At 72.1% G+C, this 15,769-nt stretch carries 16 protein-coding genes; 6 read left to right on the top strand and 10 right to left on the bottom strand.

What is annotated here, in order from left to right; translation table 11 throughout:
* Window positions 1–32: 32 nt before the first annotated feature.
* From ACFULQ_RS18305 to ACFULQ_RS18295, 3 genes are all read right to left on the bottom strand, one after another.
* Window positions 33–617: a sugar kinase gene (locus ACFULQ_RS18305; protein ID WP_383544827.1), complete on the bottom strand. Its 585-nt coding sequence runs from the start codon at window positions 615–617 to the stop codon at window positions 33–35.
* Window positions 614–1,762: an ROK family glucokinase gene (locus tag ACFULQ_RS18300; RefSeq protein ID WP_123763956.1), complete on the bottom strand. Its 1,149-nt coding sequence runs from the start codon at window positions 1,760–1,762 to the stop codon at window positions 614–616. Before ACFULQ_RS18300 ends, ACFULQ_RS18305 begins: the two co-directional genes overlap by 4 nt.
* A gap of 121 nt (window positions 1,763–1,883) precedes the next feature.
* Complete coding sequence (locus ACFULQ_RS18295) at window positions 1,884–2,621, bottom strand: GntR family transcriptional regulator (RefSeq protein WP_383544916.1); 738 nt, start codon at window positions 2,619–2,621, stop codon at window positions 1,884–1,886.
* A 130-nt stretch (window positions 2,622–2,751) separates the two neighbouring features.
* Between ACFULQ_RS18295 and ACFULQ_RS18290 the strand changes: the two genes are divergently transcribed.
* Window positions 2,752–3,774 (top strand): Gfo/Idh/MocA family oxidoreductase, encoded by a 1,023-nt coding sequence (locus ACFULQ_RS18290; RefSeq protein WP_383544824.1) that lies wholly within the window; start codon window positions 2,752–2,754, stop codon window positions 3,772–3,774.
* 99 nt (window positions 3,775–3,873) lie between these two features.
* On the opposite strand, the gene ACFULQ_RS18285 is transcribed toward ACFULQ_RS18290, so the two are convergent.
* From ACFULQ_RS18285 to ACFULQ_RS18275, 3 genes are all read right to left on the bottom strand, one after another.
* Complete coding sequence (locus ACFULQ_RS18285; RefSeq protein WP_383544821.1) at window positions 3,874–5,061, bottom strand: cytochrome P450; 1,188 nt, start codon at window positions 5,059–5,061, stop codon at window positions 3,874–3,876.
* Between the two features lie 40 nt (window positions 5,062–5,101).
* Window positions 5,102–5,791 (bottom strand): response regulator, encoded by a 690-nt coding sequence (locus ACFULQ_RS18280; protein ID WP_383544818.1) that lies wholly within the window; start codon window positions 5,789–5,791, stop codon window positions 5,102–5,104.
* Between the two features lie 94 nt (window positions 5,792–5,885).
* A complete protein-coding gene (locus ACFULQ_RS18275) occupies window positions 5,886–7,145 on the bottom strand; it encodes a sensor histidine kinase (RefSeq protein WP_383544814.1) in 1,260 nt (419 codons plus the stop codon).
* 169 nt (window positions 7,146–7,314) lie between these two features.
* On the opposite strand from ACFULQ_RS18275, the gene ACFULQ_RS18270 reads away from it, so the two are divergent.
* On the top strand, window positions 7,315–7,518 hold the full coding sequence (locus tag ACFULQ_RS18270) for a hypothetical protein (RefSeq protein ID WP_383544811.1): 204 nt from the start codon (window positions 7,315–7,317) through the stop codon (window positions 7,516–7,518).
* A gap of 31 nt (window positions 7,519–7,549) precedes the next feature.
* Here the strand turns inward: ACFULQ_RS18270 and ACFULQ_RS18265 are convergent, their stop codons facing one another.
* Window positions 7,550–8,176 (bottom strand): dihydrofolate reductase family protein, encoded by a 627-nt coding sequence (locus ACFULQ_RS18265; protein ID WP_383544808.1) that lies wholly within the window; start codon window positions 8,174–8,176, stop codon window positions 7,550–7,552.
* A 201-nt stretch (window positions 8,177–8,377) separates the two neighbouring features.
* Between ACFULQ_RS18265 and ACFULQ_RS18260 the strand changes: the two genes are divergently transcribed.
* Window positions 8,378–9,124, top strand: coding sequence for a 3-oxoacyl-ACP reductase family protein (locus tag ACFULQ_RS18260; protein ID WP_383544805.1), 747 nt, complete (start codon window positions 8,378–8,380; stop codon window positions 9,122–9,124).
* A 162-nt stretch (window positions 9,125–9,286) separates the two neighbouring features.
* Here ACFULQ_RS18260 and alc read toward each other — a convergent pair whose 3' ends face one another.
* Together alc and allB are read right to left on the bottom strand one after the other, a co-directional pair.
* Window positions 9,287–10,420, bottom strand: a complete 1,134-nt coding sequence (gene alc / locus ACFULQ_RS18255) for an allantoicase (protein WP_383544803.1) — start codon at window positions 10,418–10,420, stop codon at window positions 9,287–9,289.
* A gap of 39 nt (window positions 10,421–10,459) precedes the next feature.
* Window positions 10,460–11,797 carry an allantoinase AllB gene (gene allB / locus ACFULQ_RS18250; protein ID WP_383544800.1) on the bottom strand — a complete coding sequence of 446 codons (1,338 nt, stop codon included), beginning with the start codon at window positions 11,795–11,797 and terminating at the stop codon, window positions 10,460–10,462.
* 264 nt (window positions 11,798–12,061) lie between these two features.
* Between allB and ACFULQ_RS18245 the strand changes: the two genes are divergently transcribed.
* Window positions 12,062–12,853 (top strand): IclR family transcriptional regulator, encoded by a 792-nt coding sequence (locus tag ACFULQ_RS18245; protein WP_123763947.1) that lies wholly within the window; start codon window positions 12,062–12,064, stop codon window positions 12,851–12,853.
* Between the two features lie 28 nt (window positions 12,854–12,881).
* Here the strand turns inward: ACFULQ_RS18245 and ACFULQ_RS18240 are convergent, their stop codons facing one another.
* On the bottom strand, window positions 12,882–13,193 hold the full coding sequence (locus ACFULQ_RS18240) for a DUF5955 family protein (RefSeq protein WP_383544797.1): 312 nt from the start codon (window positions 13,191–13,193) through the stop codon (window positions 12,882–12,884).
* A 166-nt stretch (window positions 13,194–13,359) separates the two neighbouring features.
* On the opposite strand from ACFULQ_RS18240, the gene ACFULQ_RS18235 reads away from it, so the two are divergent.
* Window positions 13,360–13,959, top strand: coding sequence for an NTP transferase domain-containing protein (locus tag ACFULQ_RS18235; protein ID WP_383544794.1), 600 nt, complete (start codon window positions 13,360–13,362; stop codon window positions 13,957–13,959).
* Between the two features lie 184 nt (window positions 13,960–14,143).
* Complete coding sequence (gene aceB / locus ACFULQ_RS18230; RefSeq protein ID WP_383544791.1) at window positions 14,144–15,769, top strand: malate synthase A; 1,626 nt, start codon at window positions 14,144–14,146, stop codon at window positions 15,767–15,769.

The following is a 15,769-nucleotide window of genomic DNA, read 5'->3' as shown; positions in this document are numbered from 1 at the left end:
CGACCGGCGGGCCGCTCGCCGGAGGGGCCGGATCAGGGGACCGTACGCGAGACGACGTACACCTTCGGGGCGTTCGGGACGGTCAGGTTGACCATGACGTCCTGGGTGGGCGCCGGGTCCTTCTGCGCGTGGGACAGGCCCCACCAGGAGCGGGGTCCGTCGAACTTCCAGCCGCTGACCTTCTGGTCGCGCTCGCTGATGGAGATGTCGTTCTTCTTCAGGTCGGCGCGGCTGACGCCCATGCCGGTGAGGAAGGCGGCGAGGCCCGCGTCGGTCGTGCGGAACTGGACGTAGAGGCGGCTGGTCTTCCAGTTGTTGGTCTCGTAGGAGGCGACCAGGTCGGCGGGGTGCGGGACCGGCACCTGGTAGAGGCGCCGCTGGACCTTGGACGGCCAGCCGGGGGTGAGGCCCGTCGCCGAGTACTTCGCCTCCTTGTCCTTGCCGCTGTCGCGGCTCTGGCTCGCGGAGATCGCCAGATAGCCGGCCGGGACGCCGATCAGCAGTCCGATGATGAGCAGGGTGATCGCCCGGCGGCGGATCATGTGCCGGCGGTCCTCGGTGGGCCGCTCCGGTCCGTCGGGGGGCGCCGAGGCCTGGCGCGGCAGGGATGCGTTCACGCGGTGTCCCGGGACGTGCGCCGGGCCTCCACGTACCGCTCGTAGCGTTCGTGCCGCTCGACCCGGCGCCGGTTGGCGCGGCGGAAGCGGCGGGCGACCAGGCGGGCGAGGTCGGCGGCGCCGACCATGCCCGCCTCCGGGCCCAGCTGGGCCCGAGCGATACGGGCCTCGGGGCGGTAGCCGCGGCCCGTGAGCTGACGCTTGAACGCGTCCCGCGCGGGGCCGATCAGGAGGTCGTCGGCCGCGCTGACCCCGCCGCCGATGACGAAGCAGGACGGGTCGAGGGCGGCCGCGAGGTTGGCGATGCCGACGCCGAGCCACTGACCGATGTCCTGGAGCAGCTCGATGCACATCGCGTCGCCCTCACGGGCCAGCTCGGTGATCATCGGACCGGTGATGTCGCCGATGTTGCCCTTGACGTGCTCGATGATCCCGTACGCCACCGGGGAGTCGGCGGCGGCCAGCTCCCTGGCCTCCCTGACCAGCGCGTTGCCGGAGCTGTACTGCTCCCAGCAGCCGCGGTTGCCGCACGGGCAGCGGTGGCCGCCGGGCACGACCTGCATATGGCCGAACTCTCCGGCGACGCCGTACTTGCCCCGCTTGACCTGGCCGTCCTCCAGGATCGCGCCGCCGATGCCGGTGCCGAGCGTGATCATGACGAGGTGGTCCTCGCCGCGGCCCGCGCCGAAGCGCCACTCGGCCCAGGCGGCGGTGTTGGCGTCGTTGTCCACCAGGACCGGGACCGCGAGGCGGCCGGCGATGCGGTCGCGCAGGGGCTCGTTGCGCCAGGACAGGTGGGGGGCGAACAGCACGCGGTTGCGGTCGGCGTCGACCCAGCCGGCCGCGCCGATGCCGACGGCGTGGACGTCGTGGCGGTCGGAGAGGTCCAGGACCAGTTCGACGATGGTGTCCTCGACGACCTTGGGGCTCTTGGACTTGTCCGGGGTCTCGGTGCGGACCTTCTCCAGGATGTTGCCGTCGGCGTCGACGACACCCGCCATGACCTTGGTGCCGCCGATGTCGATGCCCACCGTCGGCACGCGGGGTGCGGTCAGGTGTGAGCGGCGTTCCCGCGTGCCGACGGTCCGCAGGGCGGGGGCGCGGCGGGAGCCTATGGGGGCGCTGAAGTTGCCGTAGGTGCTCATCAAGGCCCGATTCTGCCGCACGGGCCCTGCGGGTGCCGAACACGGGGGAGCAAAGGGGGGTGCGCGATTCGTTGCCGGGTGCGGGTGAGTGGGGGCTGAGCGCGCAGTTCCCCGCGCCCCTTTAGGGTCGGACCAGGAGCTGGAATTCGAATGAGTAGCGCGTCGGGCGATATGTGTGTGTGCCGTATTCCACCGCTCTGCCCGTGTCGTCGAAGGTCACACGTTGCATTGTCAGCAAAGGTGCCCCCACCTCCTCCGCCAGGCGGTCCGCCTCCTCTGCCGTGGCCGCTCGGGCGCCGATCGTCTGGCGGGCGCTGTGGAGGGTGATGCCGGCCGCTCGCATCATGCGGTAGAGGCCCGTGGTCTCCAGTTGGGCGGTGTCCAGGTCGAGGAGGGCCGGGGGAATGAAGTTGCACAGGTGGGCCATCGGCTCGCCATGGGCCAGGCGCAGGCGTTCCACCCGGTGCACGTCGCTGTCCTCGGCGACACCGAGTGCCGCGGCGATCTCGGCGGTGGCCGGCACGACGGTGTTGACCAGGACCTTCGTCGCGGGGCGCTGGCCGGCCGCCTCCAGGTCGTCGTAGAGGCTGCTGAGCTCCAGGGGGCGCTTCACCTGGCTGTGCACGACCTGGGTGCCGACTCCGCGGCGGCGCACGAGCAGGCCCTTGTCGACGAGCGACTGGATGGCCTGGCGGACGGTGGGCCGGGACAGGCCGAGGCGGGCGGCGAGCTCGATCTCGTTGCCCAGGAGGCTGCCGGGGGTGAGCGTTCCGTGCTCGATGGCGGCCTCCAGCTGCTGGGACAGCTGGAAGTACAGCGGCACCGGGCTGCTGCGGTCCACGCTGAGCTCGAGCGTCACGGTCGGGTCCACTTCTGGTTTCGGCACGGGGCCGAGCGTAGCTGTGTGCGTTGTTGACGGGAAGTTGTGTAGTTCGGTTGTCCGGACATACGGATTGACAGCGGGCGGCCATCGACCACATTTTGTTCACATGCGCATAGGGGTCATTGGGACGGGCCGCATCGGCACCATTCATGCGAACACGCTCAGCCGCCATCGGGAGGTCGGTTCCTTAATCCTCACGGACGCGGACGGCGCACGGGCCCAGGAACTCGCGCACCGCCTGGGGGAGACCGCGGCCCCCGGCGTCGACGAGATCTTCAAATGGGGCGTGGACGCCGTGGTGATCACTACGGCGACCTCGGCCCACGCCGAGCTGATCGGCCGGGCGGCGCGCTCGGGACTGCCGGTGTTCTGCGAGAAGCCCATCGCGCTGGACCTGCCCGGCACGCTGCACGCCATCGCCGAGGTCGAGACCGCAGGGACGATTCTCCAGATGGGCTTCCAGCGCCGCTTCGACGCGGGCTACACGGGCGCGCGGGAGGCCGTGCGCTCGGGGCGGCTCGGCCGGCTGCACACCGTGCGGGCGCTGACCTCCGACCAGGCGCCGCCGCCCGCGGAGTGGCTGCCGCTGTCCGGCGGGCTGTACCGGGACACGCTGATCCACGACTTCGACATGCTGCGCTGGGTGACCGGGCACGAGGTCGTCGACGTGTACGCGGCCGGGTCGGACGCCGGTCCGCCGATGTTCCGGGCCGCGGGGGACGTGGACACCGCGGCGGCCCTGCTCACCCTCGACGACGGGACCCTCGCGACGGCCACGGCCACGCGGTTGAACGGGGCCGGGTACGACGTGCGCATGGAGCTCGCCGGGGAGCTGGACCAGGTCGTGGTGGGCCTGGACGACCGGACGCCCATCGCGTCCACCGAGCCGACCGGGCCGCCCGCGGCGGACAAGCCCTGGACGGGGTTCCTGGAGCGGTTCGGACCGGCCTACGAGGCCGAGCTGGCCGCGTTCATCGAGGTGGTCCGGGGCGAGCGGGCCAACCCCTGCGACGGCCGGGAGGCCCTCCAGGCGCTGCGGATCGCCGAGGCGTGCGAGGTGTCCCGACGGGAGCACCGGGCCGTACGGCTGGCGGAGATCCCGGGCGGCACGAGCGCGGCCGCCTTCTGAACCCACAGGGGCCCACTGGGGCCACCGGACCCACCTGGAGCCCACCGGGGCGGACCGGGACCCTCCGGGGGCCCCGACACCTGACACCCCCGAGAGGGCTCACCACCGCACGCGAAGACTCCGCACCCCCCGGATCAGCATCCCCGGCAGCCACTCCCCCGGCGGCCCGTCCAGCGCGAGTGCCGGGGCCCGCTCCAGCAGGGTCCGGAGTGCCGTCCGGGCCTCCAGGCGGGCCAGTGGGGCGCCCAGGCAGTAGTGGAGGCCGTGGCCGAACGCGAGGTGGCCGCGGGTGTCGCGGTGGAGGTCGAAGTCGTCCGGGGCGGGGTAGCGGGAGTCGTCGCGGTCGGCCGCGCTGAGGCAGATCATCACCGGGTCGCCCTGGCCTATGACCCGTCCCGCGATCTCCAGGGGCTCGGCGGCGAAGCGGAAGGTCGCGTTCTCCACCGGGCCCTCGTAGCGCAGGGTCTCCTCGACGGCGGCGTCGACGAGGGTCATGTCGGCGCGCAGGGCGGCCAGCTGGCCGGGGTGGGTGAGCAGGGCGTGCACGCTGTTGGTGAGGAGGTTGACCGTGGTCTCGTGGCCCGCGATCAGCAGCAGGAAGGCCATGCCGCGCAGCTCCGAGGGGGAGAGCCGGTCGCCGTCCTCGGCGGTCGTGCGGATGAGGTCGCCGAGCAGGTCGTCGCTGGGCCCTGCGCAACGCTTGTCCTCGATGAGCTCCGTCAGGTACTCACGGAGGCGCAGGACGGCGTCGTACGAGCTCTCCACGCTCGTGGGTGCCACGACCTCCGTGGAGAGCTTGCGGAACTCGCCGCGGTCCATCTCGGGCACGCCGAGGAGTTCGCAGATCACGGTGATCGGCAGCGGGTAGGCGAGGGACGCCACGAGGTCGGCGCGGCCGTGCGGCAGCATCGCGTCGAGGAGGTCGTCGGTGATCTCCTGGATCCTGGGGCGCAGGCGCTCCACCCGGCGCATGGTGAAGGCCCGGGAGACCAGGCCGCGCAGCCGGGTGTGCTCGGGCGGGTCGCTGCCCAGCAGATGGCGGCCTATCAGTTCGTCCTCGTGGAACAGCACGCCGATGCGGCGGCCGTCCTTGGCGAGCCGGGAATCGGCGAGCGCGGCGCGTGCCTCCTCGTGGCCGACGACGAGCCAGGTGGAGTAGCCGGCGTCGGAGCCGGGCGGTCGCACCCGGTGGACGGGCCCGAGGGCACGCAACTCGGCGTACACGGGGTGCGGATCGACGCGGAACGCGTCGCCGTACTCCCCGAGGTCGATCACTGCATCGGTCATGAGGCTCCCCCTTCACACCGTCAACGCACGGCGGTCGCGCCTAGTGCCCGTCCGGCTCGGGTTCCGCGGATTGCTCCAGCAACCCCGCGTCGTACGCCAACAGCGCGATCTGCACCCGGTTGTTGAGGTCGAGCTTGGCCAGGACGCGGGAGACGTGGGTCTTGACGGTGGCGACGCTCATGTAGAGGGCGGCGGCGATCTCGGCGTTGGACAGACCCTGGCCCACCGCGACGGCCACCTCGCGTTCGCGGTCGTTGAGGGCGTCGACGCGCTCACGCGCGCGTGCCTTGCGCCGGTCGGCGGCGGTGCCGGCCGCGTGCGCCATCAACTGGCGGGTGACGGTGGGCGACAGGACCGGGTCGCCGGCCGCGACCCGGCGGACGGCGGCGAGGATCTCGGCGGGCGGGGTGTCCTTGAGGACGAACCCGGCGGCGCCCGCGCGCAGGGCTCGCAGGACCTGTTCGTCGGCGTGAAAAGTCGTCAGGACGACGACCTGGGGGGCGTCGGGGCGGCCGCGCAGCCGCTCGGTGGCCGTGAGGCCGTCCACCGACGGCATCCTGATGTCCATGAGGACGACGTCCGGGCGGGTGCGGTCGACGGCGCCCTCGACCTCGGTGCCGTCCGCCGCCTCGCCGACGATCTCGATGTCCTCCGCCCCGCCCAACATCAGGGACAGACCGGCCCGCACCAGGGGGTCGTCGTCGACCAGGAGCAGTCTGATCACAGTCATGGGCCCTACGTAATCACGCGGAGGCAGGGCGCAATCACCGTTGGGGACGGGCAAGTTGCGCGTCCGGCGACCACGCGGCGGACGGGCGGGCGGCTCACGGCCACGGCAGCCACGCCGTCACCAGGAAGCCGCCGTCGTCCTGCGCCCCGTGCTCCAGGCGTCCGCCGGCCAGCGTCGCGCGCTCGGTGAGGCCGATCAGGCCCTGGCCCGAGCCGGGGACGTGGAGCACCTCCCCCTCGGGCGCGGGGTTGTGCACGCTGACCACGAGTCCGTCGCCCGGGCCGCCGGAGACGGTGACCGTGACCTCCGCGCCGGGGGCGTGCTTGCGGGCGTTGGTGAGGCCCTCCTGGGCGATGCGGTAGGCGGTGCGGCCGACGGAGGCGGGCACGGCGGCGGGGTCGGTGACCCGGCTGTCGAGGACGACCTTCATGCCGGCCTCGCGCGACTCGGCGACCAGGGTGTCCAGGGCGACGAGGGTCGGCTGGGGGCGCCCGCCCTCGTCCTGGTCCGCGGCCCGCAGTACGCCGATGATCTCCCGCAGGTCCTGGAGCGCCTCGTGCGCGCTCTCCCGGATCACACCGGCGGCGCGCGCGACCTCCTCCCGGGGCGCGTCCGGCCGGAACTCCAGAGCGCCCGCGTGCACGCTGAGCAGCGTCAGCCGGTGCGCGAGGACGTCGTGCATCTCGCGCGCGATGGCCTCCCGGGCCAGCCGCTGGGCCTGTTCGGCCCGCAGCCGCGCCTCGGTCTCGGCGCGCCGGGCGCGGTCGCGCAGGCTGAGCATGAGCTGCCGTTTGGACCGCACGAGCAGGCCCCAGCCGACGATCGCGGAGATCAGCAGGGTCGCGAAGACGACCGAGAGGAGGTAGGACACGTCGGCGTCGGGGCGCAGCCGGAAGGTGACCGGGACCAGGGCGATGTTGATGCCGCCCACCCAGGCCACGTATCTGAAGGGGCGGTGCACGGCGAGGGTGAACAGGGCGATCGCGCAGGCGCCGCCCGCGGTGTCGGAGAGCAGCCCGAGCGGGATGGTGGCCACGGCGAGGCCCACCGGCCAGCGCCTGCGCAGCCATACGGCGGCGCAGGCGAGGGCGCCGAGCAGTGGGTCGAGGCCGGCCGCGGAGTGCGAGACATGGGGGTTGTTGCCCACCGCGTCCGCGCCGATCATGCCGATGACGACGGCCAGCAGGAAGCAGGAGAAGTCGACGATCCAGTCGCGCGCGGTACGCCGGGGCCGCCGCCCGGGCCGTACGGCGGAGGGGTCGAACTCATGGATCACCGCGGACGGCAGCAGCCAGCGCCGGCCGGGCAGGGCCTCTGGGTCGGACACCGTCTCGTCACCGCTCACGGTCGACAAATCTACGCAGCCAAGGCCCGTCGCACCCGCCCGCGGACCGCATCCGCGACCAAAGTCGCGGCGGCGCAGACTTTCGGCGTACGAGGTCGGGCGGACGTCATGCTTTCGTGCGACGGCGCTCGCCCCGCGGCCGATGTGCGCACGGGGCCCTCGGGGTGAGGGTCGGCGCATGAAGCAACTGCTGGAAGTGATCGGTTTCGTCGCCCTGGTGCAGGGCGGGATGGGCCTGCTGCACGAGTTCACCGACTGGCACGTCGGACTCGTGCAGCGGATCGCGCCCCTCGACGGCTACGAGGTCTACGCGAGCGTCGCCCTGATCGTGCTGGCGTTCGCCCTGTTCGCCGCCGCGGAGTCGGTCGGGAGGCGCGGTTGACCGGCTGGTTCAGCAGGGGCCGAGGGGGCGTTCAGGGGGTCTCGGGGAGCTCGAAGGTGCCGTAGCGCGGGGCGCCCGCGAGGTCGTACGACTGGATCGAGACGCCGGTGGAGGTGATCCGTCCGCCGGTGTGCCGGAAGGCGGTCGGGGTGGCGCCCTCCCGGAAGAGGCGGCGGCCCGCGCCGAGCACGACCGGGAACGTGATCAGGTGGAGGGTGTCGACGAGGCCGAGGTCCAGCAGAGATCGCAGCAGCACACCGCTGCCGTGCACCTGGAGCTCGCCGTCGGTGCGCTCCTTGAGGGCGGTGACCTCCTTGGCGAGGTCCCCCTGGAGCACGGTGGTGCCGGACCACTCGGGGTCGGTGAGGCCGGCGGAGACGACGTACTTCGGCAGGGCGTTGAGCTTCGTGGCGACGGGGTTGGCCGGATCGGTCACCTTCGGCCAGTACCCGGCGAAGATGTCGTACGTACGGCGGCCCAGGAGGAACGCTCCGACGCCGTCGAAGACCTCGTCGACGAACCGGCCGAAGTCCTCGTCGTCGTACGCGACGACCCAGCCGCCCTGCTCGAAGCCCTCCCTGCGGTCCTCCTCCTGGCCGCCGGGGGCCTGGTAGACGCCGTCGAGGGTGACGAAGATCTGGGAGACGAGCTTGCCCATGACGGGTGCCTTCTCTCTGCGAGGGGGTCTGTTTCATCACCTCAGACCCCCTCGGCGGCCGCAACTCATCGACGGGGCGGCGTCGGTCCGGGACCGGGGGTGAGGTCGGTGTCCGTACGCCGCCAGCGGTTCGGGGGTCCGGGCGGTGGGATGGGTGCCATGACAACGACGCACGGAACCACCACGACGACGCACGGAACCATGACGACAGCGCACGGCACTCTGACCGGGAAGGTCGCGCTCGTCACCGGGGGCGGCCGCGGGATCGGCGCGGCGACGGCCCTGCGGCTGGCGCGGGAGGGGGCGGACGTGGCCGTGACGTACGTGGCCGGCAAGGAGGCGGCCCACGACGTCGTACGGCGCATCGAGGCGCTGGGGCGGCGGGCCGTGGCCCTGCGGGCGGACTCCGCGGACCCGGCGGAGGCGGCGGGGGCGGTCCGCCGTACGGCGGAGGCGCTCGGCGGGCCGGATGTGCTGGTGAACAACGCGGGCGTGGGGGTGCTGGGCCCGCTGGACGAGCTGTCCCTCGCGGACGTCGACCGGGTGCTGGCCGTCAATGTGCGGGGCGTGTTCCTGGCTTCCCAGGCGGCGGCCGGGCGGATGCGGGAGGGCGGGCGGATCATCACGATCGGCAGCTGCATGGCCCGGCGGGTGCCGGGGCCCGGCGGGACGCTGTACGCGACGAGCAAGGCGGCGCTGATCGGGCTGACGAAGGCCCTCGCGCGGGAGCTGGGGCCGCGCGGGATCACGGCGAACCTGGTGCATCCCGGGCCCGTCGACACCGACATGAATCCGGCGGACGGGCCCTTCGCGGCGGGACAGGCCGCGATGACCGCGGTGGGGCGGTTCGGGACGGCGGAGGAGGTCGCGTCGATGGTGGCTTACCTGGCGGACGCCGAGTACGTCACCGGTGCGGAGTTCTCCGTGGACGGGGGGCACGCGGCGTGAGACAGCGGCCCCCTCCGCTCCTTGAGCCGGGCACGCGCGCGAGGCAGCGGCCCCCCTCGGCTCCTTGAGCGGGGCACGCGGCGTGAGGCAGCGGCCCCCTCCACTCCTTGAGCCGGGCACGCGCGCGAGGCAGCGGCCCTCCTCGACTCCTCCAGCCCCGGCTCAGCCGCCCAGTTCCTGGTGACGGGCCGACAGTGCCGCCGCTCCCGCCTCCGTCAGGGAGCCGAAGAGTCGCAGTCGCGAGATTCCACCGTCCGGGAAGATGTCCACGCGCGCGTGCGTGCCCACCGTCGGCTCCGGCAGGACGAAGCGGTGGTTGGTGTCGGGCTGAAGCCGGGTGCGCGGGAGGATCTCGCGCCAGTCGCCGCCGTTCCCGCCGTCGCCGTCCTCGCCGTCGCGGACCGACACCGACGCCCAGCCCGCGCTGTTGCCCTTCAGATACGCCGTGTCGATCTCGATCGCGCGGATCTGGGACTGGGCCACCAGGCGGTAGCGGATCCAGTCATGGCCCTGGTCGCGGCGGCGGCGGGTCTCCCAGCCGTCGTCCATCTTGCGGGAGCGGCCGGGCTGGATGGTGTTGGAGGCCGGGGAGTAGAACAGGTTGGAGGCGTCCTCCGCCCGGCCGCCGTTCTCCAGCGCGACCACGTCGAAGGCGCCGAGGACCTCCAGCCACGCCGGGTCCGGCACGACCTCGCCGTACACGCGCAGGCGGGCGATGCCGCCGTCGGGGTGCTGGTTGACCCTGAGGTGGGTGAAACGCTGCTCCACGGACACCTCGAAGCCGTTCGCGGCGTGGCCGCCGACCGGCGTCCGCGGGACCAGCGTCGTCCACTTCACGTCGTCGCCCAGCAGCTCCTCGGGGGAGGGGGAACCGGCGACGGACGTGCCCTCCACCGACACCGCCTGCGGGTAGTTCCCGCGGAAGTGCGCCGTGTCGACCACGATCCCCCGGATCACGCCGGGCGCGCCGAGCCGCACCAGCGCCCAGTCGTGGTCCTCCGCCGTCGGCCAGGGGTGTCCGGCGGAGGCGCCCCGGCGGCGCCGTGTCTCCCAGCCGTCCATGATCTTGCCCTTGTGCCCGAAGTGCTCGGGGTCGAACTCCGCCCGCCCGGGCATCAGCAGGTTCTCGCGCTGGGCGAAGAACTCGTCGTTGGCGGCGATGACGGAGGCCCCGAGGGTCCGTGCGGCGAGGTCGGCGTACTGGGTGAAGGGGAAGTCGGCGGTGCGGTAGTCCGCGTAGGGGTCACCGCCGCCGTACGGGTTCGCGTCGCCGGTGAAGCTGGGAATCGCCGTCACGTACATGTGCCTTTCGGGAGTGGGCCGGTGCGGGTGGGATCAGGGCGTACGGGTGAGCAGTCGACCCGTCGGGGGCGTGAACTCGCCGTCCGACACGATGCGTTGGCCGCGCAGCCAGGTCGACCTCACCACTCCGTACAGGGTCTTGCCCGCGTACGCGGTGACGCGGTTGCGGTGCTGGAGGGCCGCCGGGTCCACGGTGAAGGTGTCGTCGGGGGCGAGGACCGCGAAGTCGGCGTCGCGGCCGGCCTCGATGGCGCCCTTGCGGTCCAGGCCGACCAGTTGGGAGGTCCGCGCGGACATCCAGCGCACGACGTCCTCCAGGGAGTGGCCGCGCCTGCGGGCCTCGGTCCAGACCGCCGCGAGGCTCAGCTGGAGGCCGGAGATGCCACCCCAGGCCGTGGCGAAGTCGTCCGTCTTCAGGTCGGCCGTGGACGGCGAGTGGTCGGTGACCACACAGTCGATGGTGCCGTCCCCCAGCGCCTGCCACAGCAGGTCCTGGTTGGCGGACTCCCGGATGGGCGGGCAGCACTTGAACTCGCTGGCCCCGTCCGGGACTTCCTCGGCGGTCAGCGTCAGGTAGTGCGGGCAGGTCTCGACCGTGATGCGCACCCCGTCCGCCTTGGCCTCGGCGATCAGCGGGAGCGCGTCGCTGGACGACAGGTGCAGCACGTGCACGCGCGCGTCCAACCGCTTGGCCTGCGCGATGAGTTGGGCGATCGCGGTGTCCTCGGCGTCCCGCGGGCGGGAGGCCAGGAAGTCGGCGTACTTCGGACCGCCCTGCTGCGGGGCGGCCTCCAGGTGGTGCGGGTCCTCCGCATGCACGATCAGCAGGCCGCCGAAGGAGGCGATCTCGGCCAGCGACCGGGCCAGCCCGTCCTGGTCCAGGTGCGGGAACTCGTCCACGCCCGAGGGCGACAGGAACGCCTTGAAGCCGAAGACACCGGACTCGTGCAGCGGGCGCAGGTCCTTGACGTTGTCGGGCAGCGCGCCGCCCCAGAAGCCGACGTCGATGTGGGCCTTGTCGGCGGCGACCTCCCGCTTCGTGCGGAGGTGGTCGACGGTCGTCGTGGGCGGCAGGGAGTTGAGCGGCATGTCGACGAGGGTGGTGATGCCGCCGGCCGCCGCCGCGCGGGTCGCGGTCCAGAAGCCCTCCCACTCGGTGCGGCCGGGGTCGTTGACGTGCACGTGGGTGTCGACCAGGCCGGGCAGCAGGACGTCGTCGCCGAGGTCCTCCAGGCGGGCGCCCTCCGCCACGGGAGCGTCGTACGGCAGTACGGCCGTGATCCTTCCGCCGGCGACGGCGACCGACGCGGCCCGCGTCCCCTCGGGTGTGATGACGCGCGTCGAGCGCAGCACCAGTTCAGTGTCGGACACCCGGACCCCTCTCTGCCGTCGTTAACTTCCGCGTAACGGAATTCAACTTTCTGTTGAAGGAGTCTTCACTCCCGTTCGAGTGCCGTCAAGGGCACACTTCCTCAGAGTGCACCCGAGGCCGACTCTCTGGACGTTTCCATAAAGCGGAATTAAACTTCCAGCAGGCAGAACGTAGCTATGCACCAGCGGGGAGTCAACCGACTGCCGGGTAGGCTTCTGCTCCTTCCTGCCCCGCCCCGAAGGCAGCCCCGAAAGGAACGCGCCGTGCCGACGTCCAGCGCCAGCACCACCGACTCCGCCAAGTCCGCCGGCGGGGTGCAGTCCCTCGAGCGCGCCTTCGATCTGCTGGAGCGGATGGCGGACGCGGGCGGAGAGGTCGGACTGAGCGAGCTGTCCGCGAGCAGCGGACTGCCGCTGCCCACCATCCACCGCCTGATGCGCACGCTCGTGTCCTGCGGGTACGTCCGCCAGCAGCCCAACCGCCGCTACGCCCTCGGCCCGCGCCTGATCCGGCTCGGCGAGTCGGCCTCCCGGCTGCTCGGCACCTGGGCCCGCCCGTACCTGGCCCGGCTGGTCGAGGAGACCGGCGAGACGGCCAACATGGCGCTGCTGGACGGGGACGAGATCGTCTACGTCGCCCAGGTGCCCTCCAAGCACTCGATGCGGATGTTCACCGAGGTCGGCCGGCGTGTCCTGCCGCACTCCACGGGGGTCGGCAAGGCCCTGCTCGCCAACACCCCCGACCACGAGGTGCGCGCACTCCTCGCCCGGACCGGCATGCCGGCCGCGACCGAGAAGACGATCACCACGCCGGACGGCTTCCTCGCGGCCCTGGTGGACGTGCGCGCCCAGGGGTACGCCGTCGACGACAACGAGCAGGAGATCGGCGTCCGCTGCCTCGCGGTCTCGGTGCCCAACTCCCCTACCGCAGCCGCCATTTCGATCTCCGGTCCGGCGGGGCGGGTCACCGAGGCGGCCACCGAGAAGATCGTGCCGGTGCTCCAGCAGGTGGCCGGCGAGCTGTCCGAGGCACTGGCCACCCAGAACCCGGCGTGAGCGCCTCGCGGCGGGGGTCGTTCACCGGCTAGGGGCGCGGCTCCCCGAACAGTTCCACCGCGTTGCGCACCTCGGCCAGTCTCACCGACAACGCGCTCACCGACCCGATCGCCCCCGCGATCAGCAGCAACGACCTTCGCAGGCGCGGGACTTCGGGGGTACCGTCGATCGTCATGGCGGCCAGCGCGGCGAGTTCGTCCTCGGCGATGTCCCGGTCGGGGAACTCGGCCGGGTGCGCGGCGAGTTCGCGGCGCAGCCGGGACACCGCGGTCCGCAGTTCCGCCACTCTCGGATCGTTGTCGCTGCCGCTCACCGGTCTCTGCCCCAAGCTCCGCAACACAGCTCTCCCCCGCACACGCCTGCACCCTGATTTCCCCACGGCGTTGGTCAGGCGCCCAGGGACGCGGGTCAGTAAACGCCACGCGGGGCGCCGGACGCCACCATGCGGACCGAAATTCAACTCGTGGAAACCCGGCGGACCCCGGCCCGTCAGGTATGCAGGACGCATGACGGAGAACGAACAGCAGGTCGCCGGGCTGCTCCTGGCCGCGGGTGGCGGGCGGCGGCTCGGCGGCCGGCCCAAGGCACTGCTCGCACACCGGGGCCGCCCGCTCGTCGAACACGCGGTGGGCGTCCTGCGCGCGGCGGGCTGCACCCGGGTGCACGTGGTCCTGGGGGCGGCCGCGGCGGCCGTACGGGAGCGGGCGGAGCTCGGTGACAGCGTGCTCGTGGAGAACCCGGAGTGGGCCGAGGGCATGGGGTCGTCGCTGCGGGCCGGACTCGACTCGCTCGCCGGGACGACGGCACGGGCGGCGCTGGTCTCGCTCGTCGACCAGCCCGGCATCGGGGCGCGGGCGATGCGCCGGGTGCTCGCCGCGTACGAGGACGAGACCTCGCTGGTCTCGGCGGCCTACGACGGGGTGCGCGGCCATCCCGTCCTGCTGGGCGCCGCGCACTGGGCCCCGGTCGCCGCGACTGCGACCGGCGACCAAGGGGCACGCGCCTATCTGAAGGAGCACCGGAAGGCGCTCGTGCTCGTCGAGTGCGGGGACGTGGCGCAGCCGTACGACATCGACACGGTCGCGGATCTCGCGCACCTGGAGTGAGGGGGGTGACACTGAGCGCCACATTGCCTCGACCCGGAGAATCTCGACATCAACAAACCATTGAAATTCCACGATGAGGAAACTAGTATCCACTGGTCAGAAGCGCCCTACCGCTCCCGGAGCGCTCCTCGCCGTACCCGGTTCGACTGGCACCCGGTGCCACCGCTGAAGGAAGTGACAGCTCATGTCCGCACCAGCGCCGTCCCCGCTGGCCATCGTCGACGCCGAGCCCCTGCCGCGGCAGGAGGAGGTCCTCACCGAGGCGGCCCTCGCCTTCGTGGCCGAACTGCACCGGCGGTTCACGCCCCGGCGGGACGAGCTGCTCGCGCGCCGCGGTGAGCGCCGCGCCGAGATCGCCCGCACCTCCACGCTCGACTTCCTCCCGGAGACCGCCGCGATCCGCGCGGACGACTCCTGGAAGGTGGCGCCCTCCCCCGCGGCCCTGGACGACCGCCGGGTCGAGATCACCGGTCCCACCGACCGCAAGATGACCATCAACGCCCTCAACTCCGGTGCCAGGGTGTGGCTCGCGGACTTCGAGGACGCCTCCGCGCCGACGTGGGAGAACGTCGTGCTCGGGCAGGTGAACCTGGCCGACGCGTACACCCGGAACATCGACTTCACGGACGAGAAGTCGGGCAAGTCGTACGCGCTCAAGGCCGACGAGGAGCTCGCCACCGTCGTCATGCGTCCGCGCGGCTGGCATCTCAACGAGCGGCACCTGGTCGACGCGAACGGTGTCCAGGTGCCCGGCGCCCTGGTCGACTTCGGCCTGTACTTCTTCCACAACGCGCAGCGCCTGCTCGACCTCGGCAAGGGCCCGTACTTCTACCTCCCGAAGACCGAGTCGCACCTCGAAGCGCGGCTGTGGAACGACGTGTTCGTCTTCGCGCAGGAGTACTGCGGCATCCCGCAGGGCACCATCCGCGCCACCGTGCTGATCGAGACGATCACGGCCGCGTACGAGATGGAGGAGATCCTCTACGAACTCCGCGACCACGCCTCGGGGTTGAACGCGGGCCGCTGGGACTACCTGTTCTCCATCGTGAAGAACTTCCGTGACGGCGGCGCCAAGTTCGTCCTGCCCGACCGCAACGCGGTCACGATGACGGCCCCGTTCATGCGGGCCTACACCGAACTCCTCGTCCGCACCTGCCACAAGCGCGGCGCGCACGCGATCGGCGGCATGGCGGCCTTCATCCCGTCGCGCCGGGACGCCGAGGTCAACAAGGTCGCCTTCGAGAAGGTCCGCGCCGACAAGGACCGCGAGGCCGCCGACGGCTTCGACGGCTCCTGGGTCGCCCACCCCGACCTGGTCCCGATCGCCATGGAGTCCTTCGACAAGGTCCTCGGCGACAGGCCGAACCAGAAGGACCGCCTGCGCGAGGACGTCCACGTCGAGGCGGCCGACCTCATCGCGATCGACTCCCTGAAGGCGAAGCCGACGTACCCCGGACTGGTCAACGCCGTGCAGGTCGGCATCCGTTACATCGAGGCCTGGCTGCGCGGGCTCGGCGCGGTCGCCATCTTCAACCTGATGGAGGACGCGGCCACCGCCGAGATCTCGCGCTCGCAGATCTGGCAGTGGATCAACGCGGGCGTCGAGTTCGAGAACGGCGAGAAGGCCACGCCGGAGCTGGCCCGCAAGGTCGCCGCCGAGGAGCTCGCGACCATCCGTGCCGAACTCGGCGAGGAGGCGTTCGCCGCCGGACACTGGCAGCAGGCCCACGACCTGCTGCTGGAGGTCTCCCTGGACGAGGACTACGCGGACTTCCTCACGCTGCCGGCCTACGAGCAGCTGCGCGGCTGA

Origin of the sequence: Streptomyces sp. NPDC057253 (assembly GCF_042669125.1) — a bacterium.
In the GTDB taxonomy this organism is placed as follows: Bacteria; Actinomycetota; Actinomycetes; order Streptomycetales; family Streptomycetaceae; genus Streptomyces.
The sequence above is the reverse complement of the archived record's forward strand: the minus strand, read 5'-3'. Positions and strand labels throughout refer to the sequence as shown.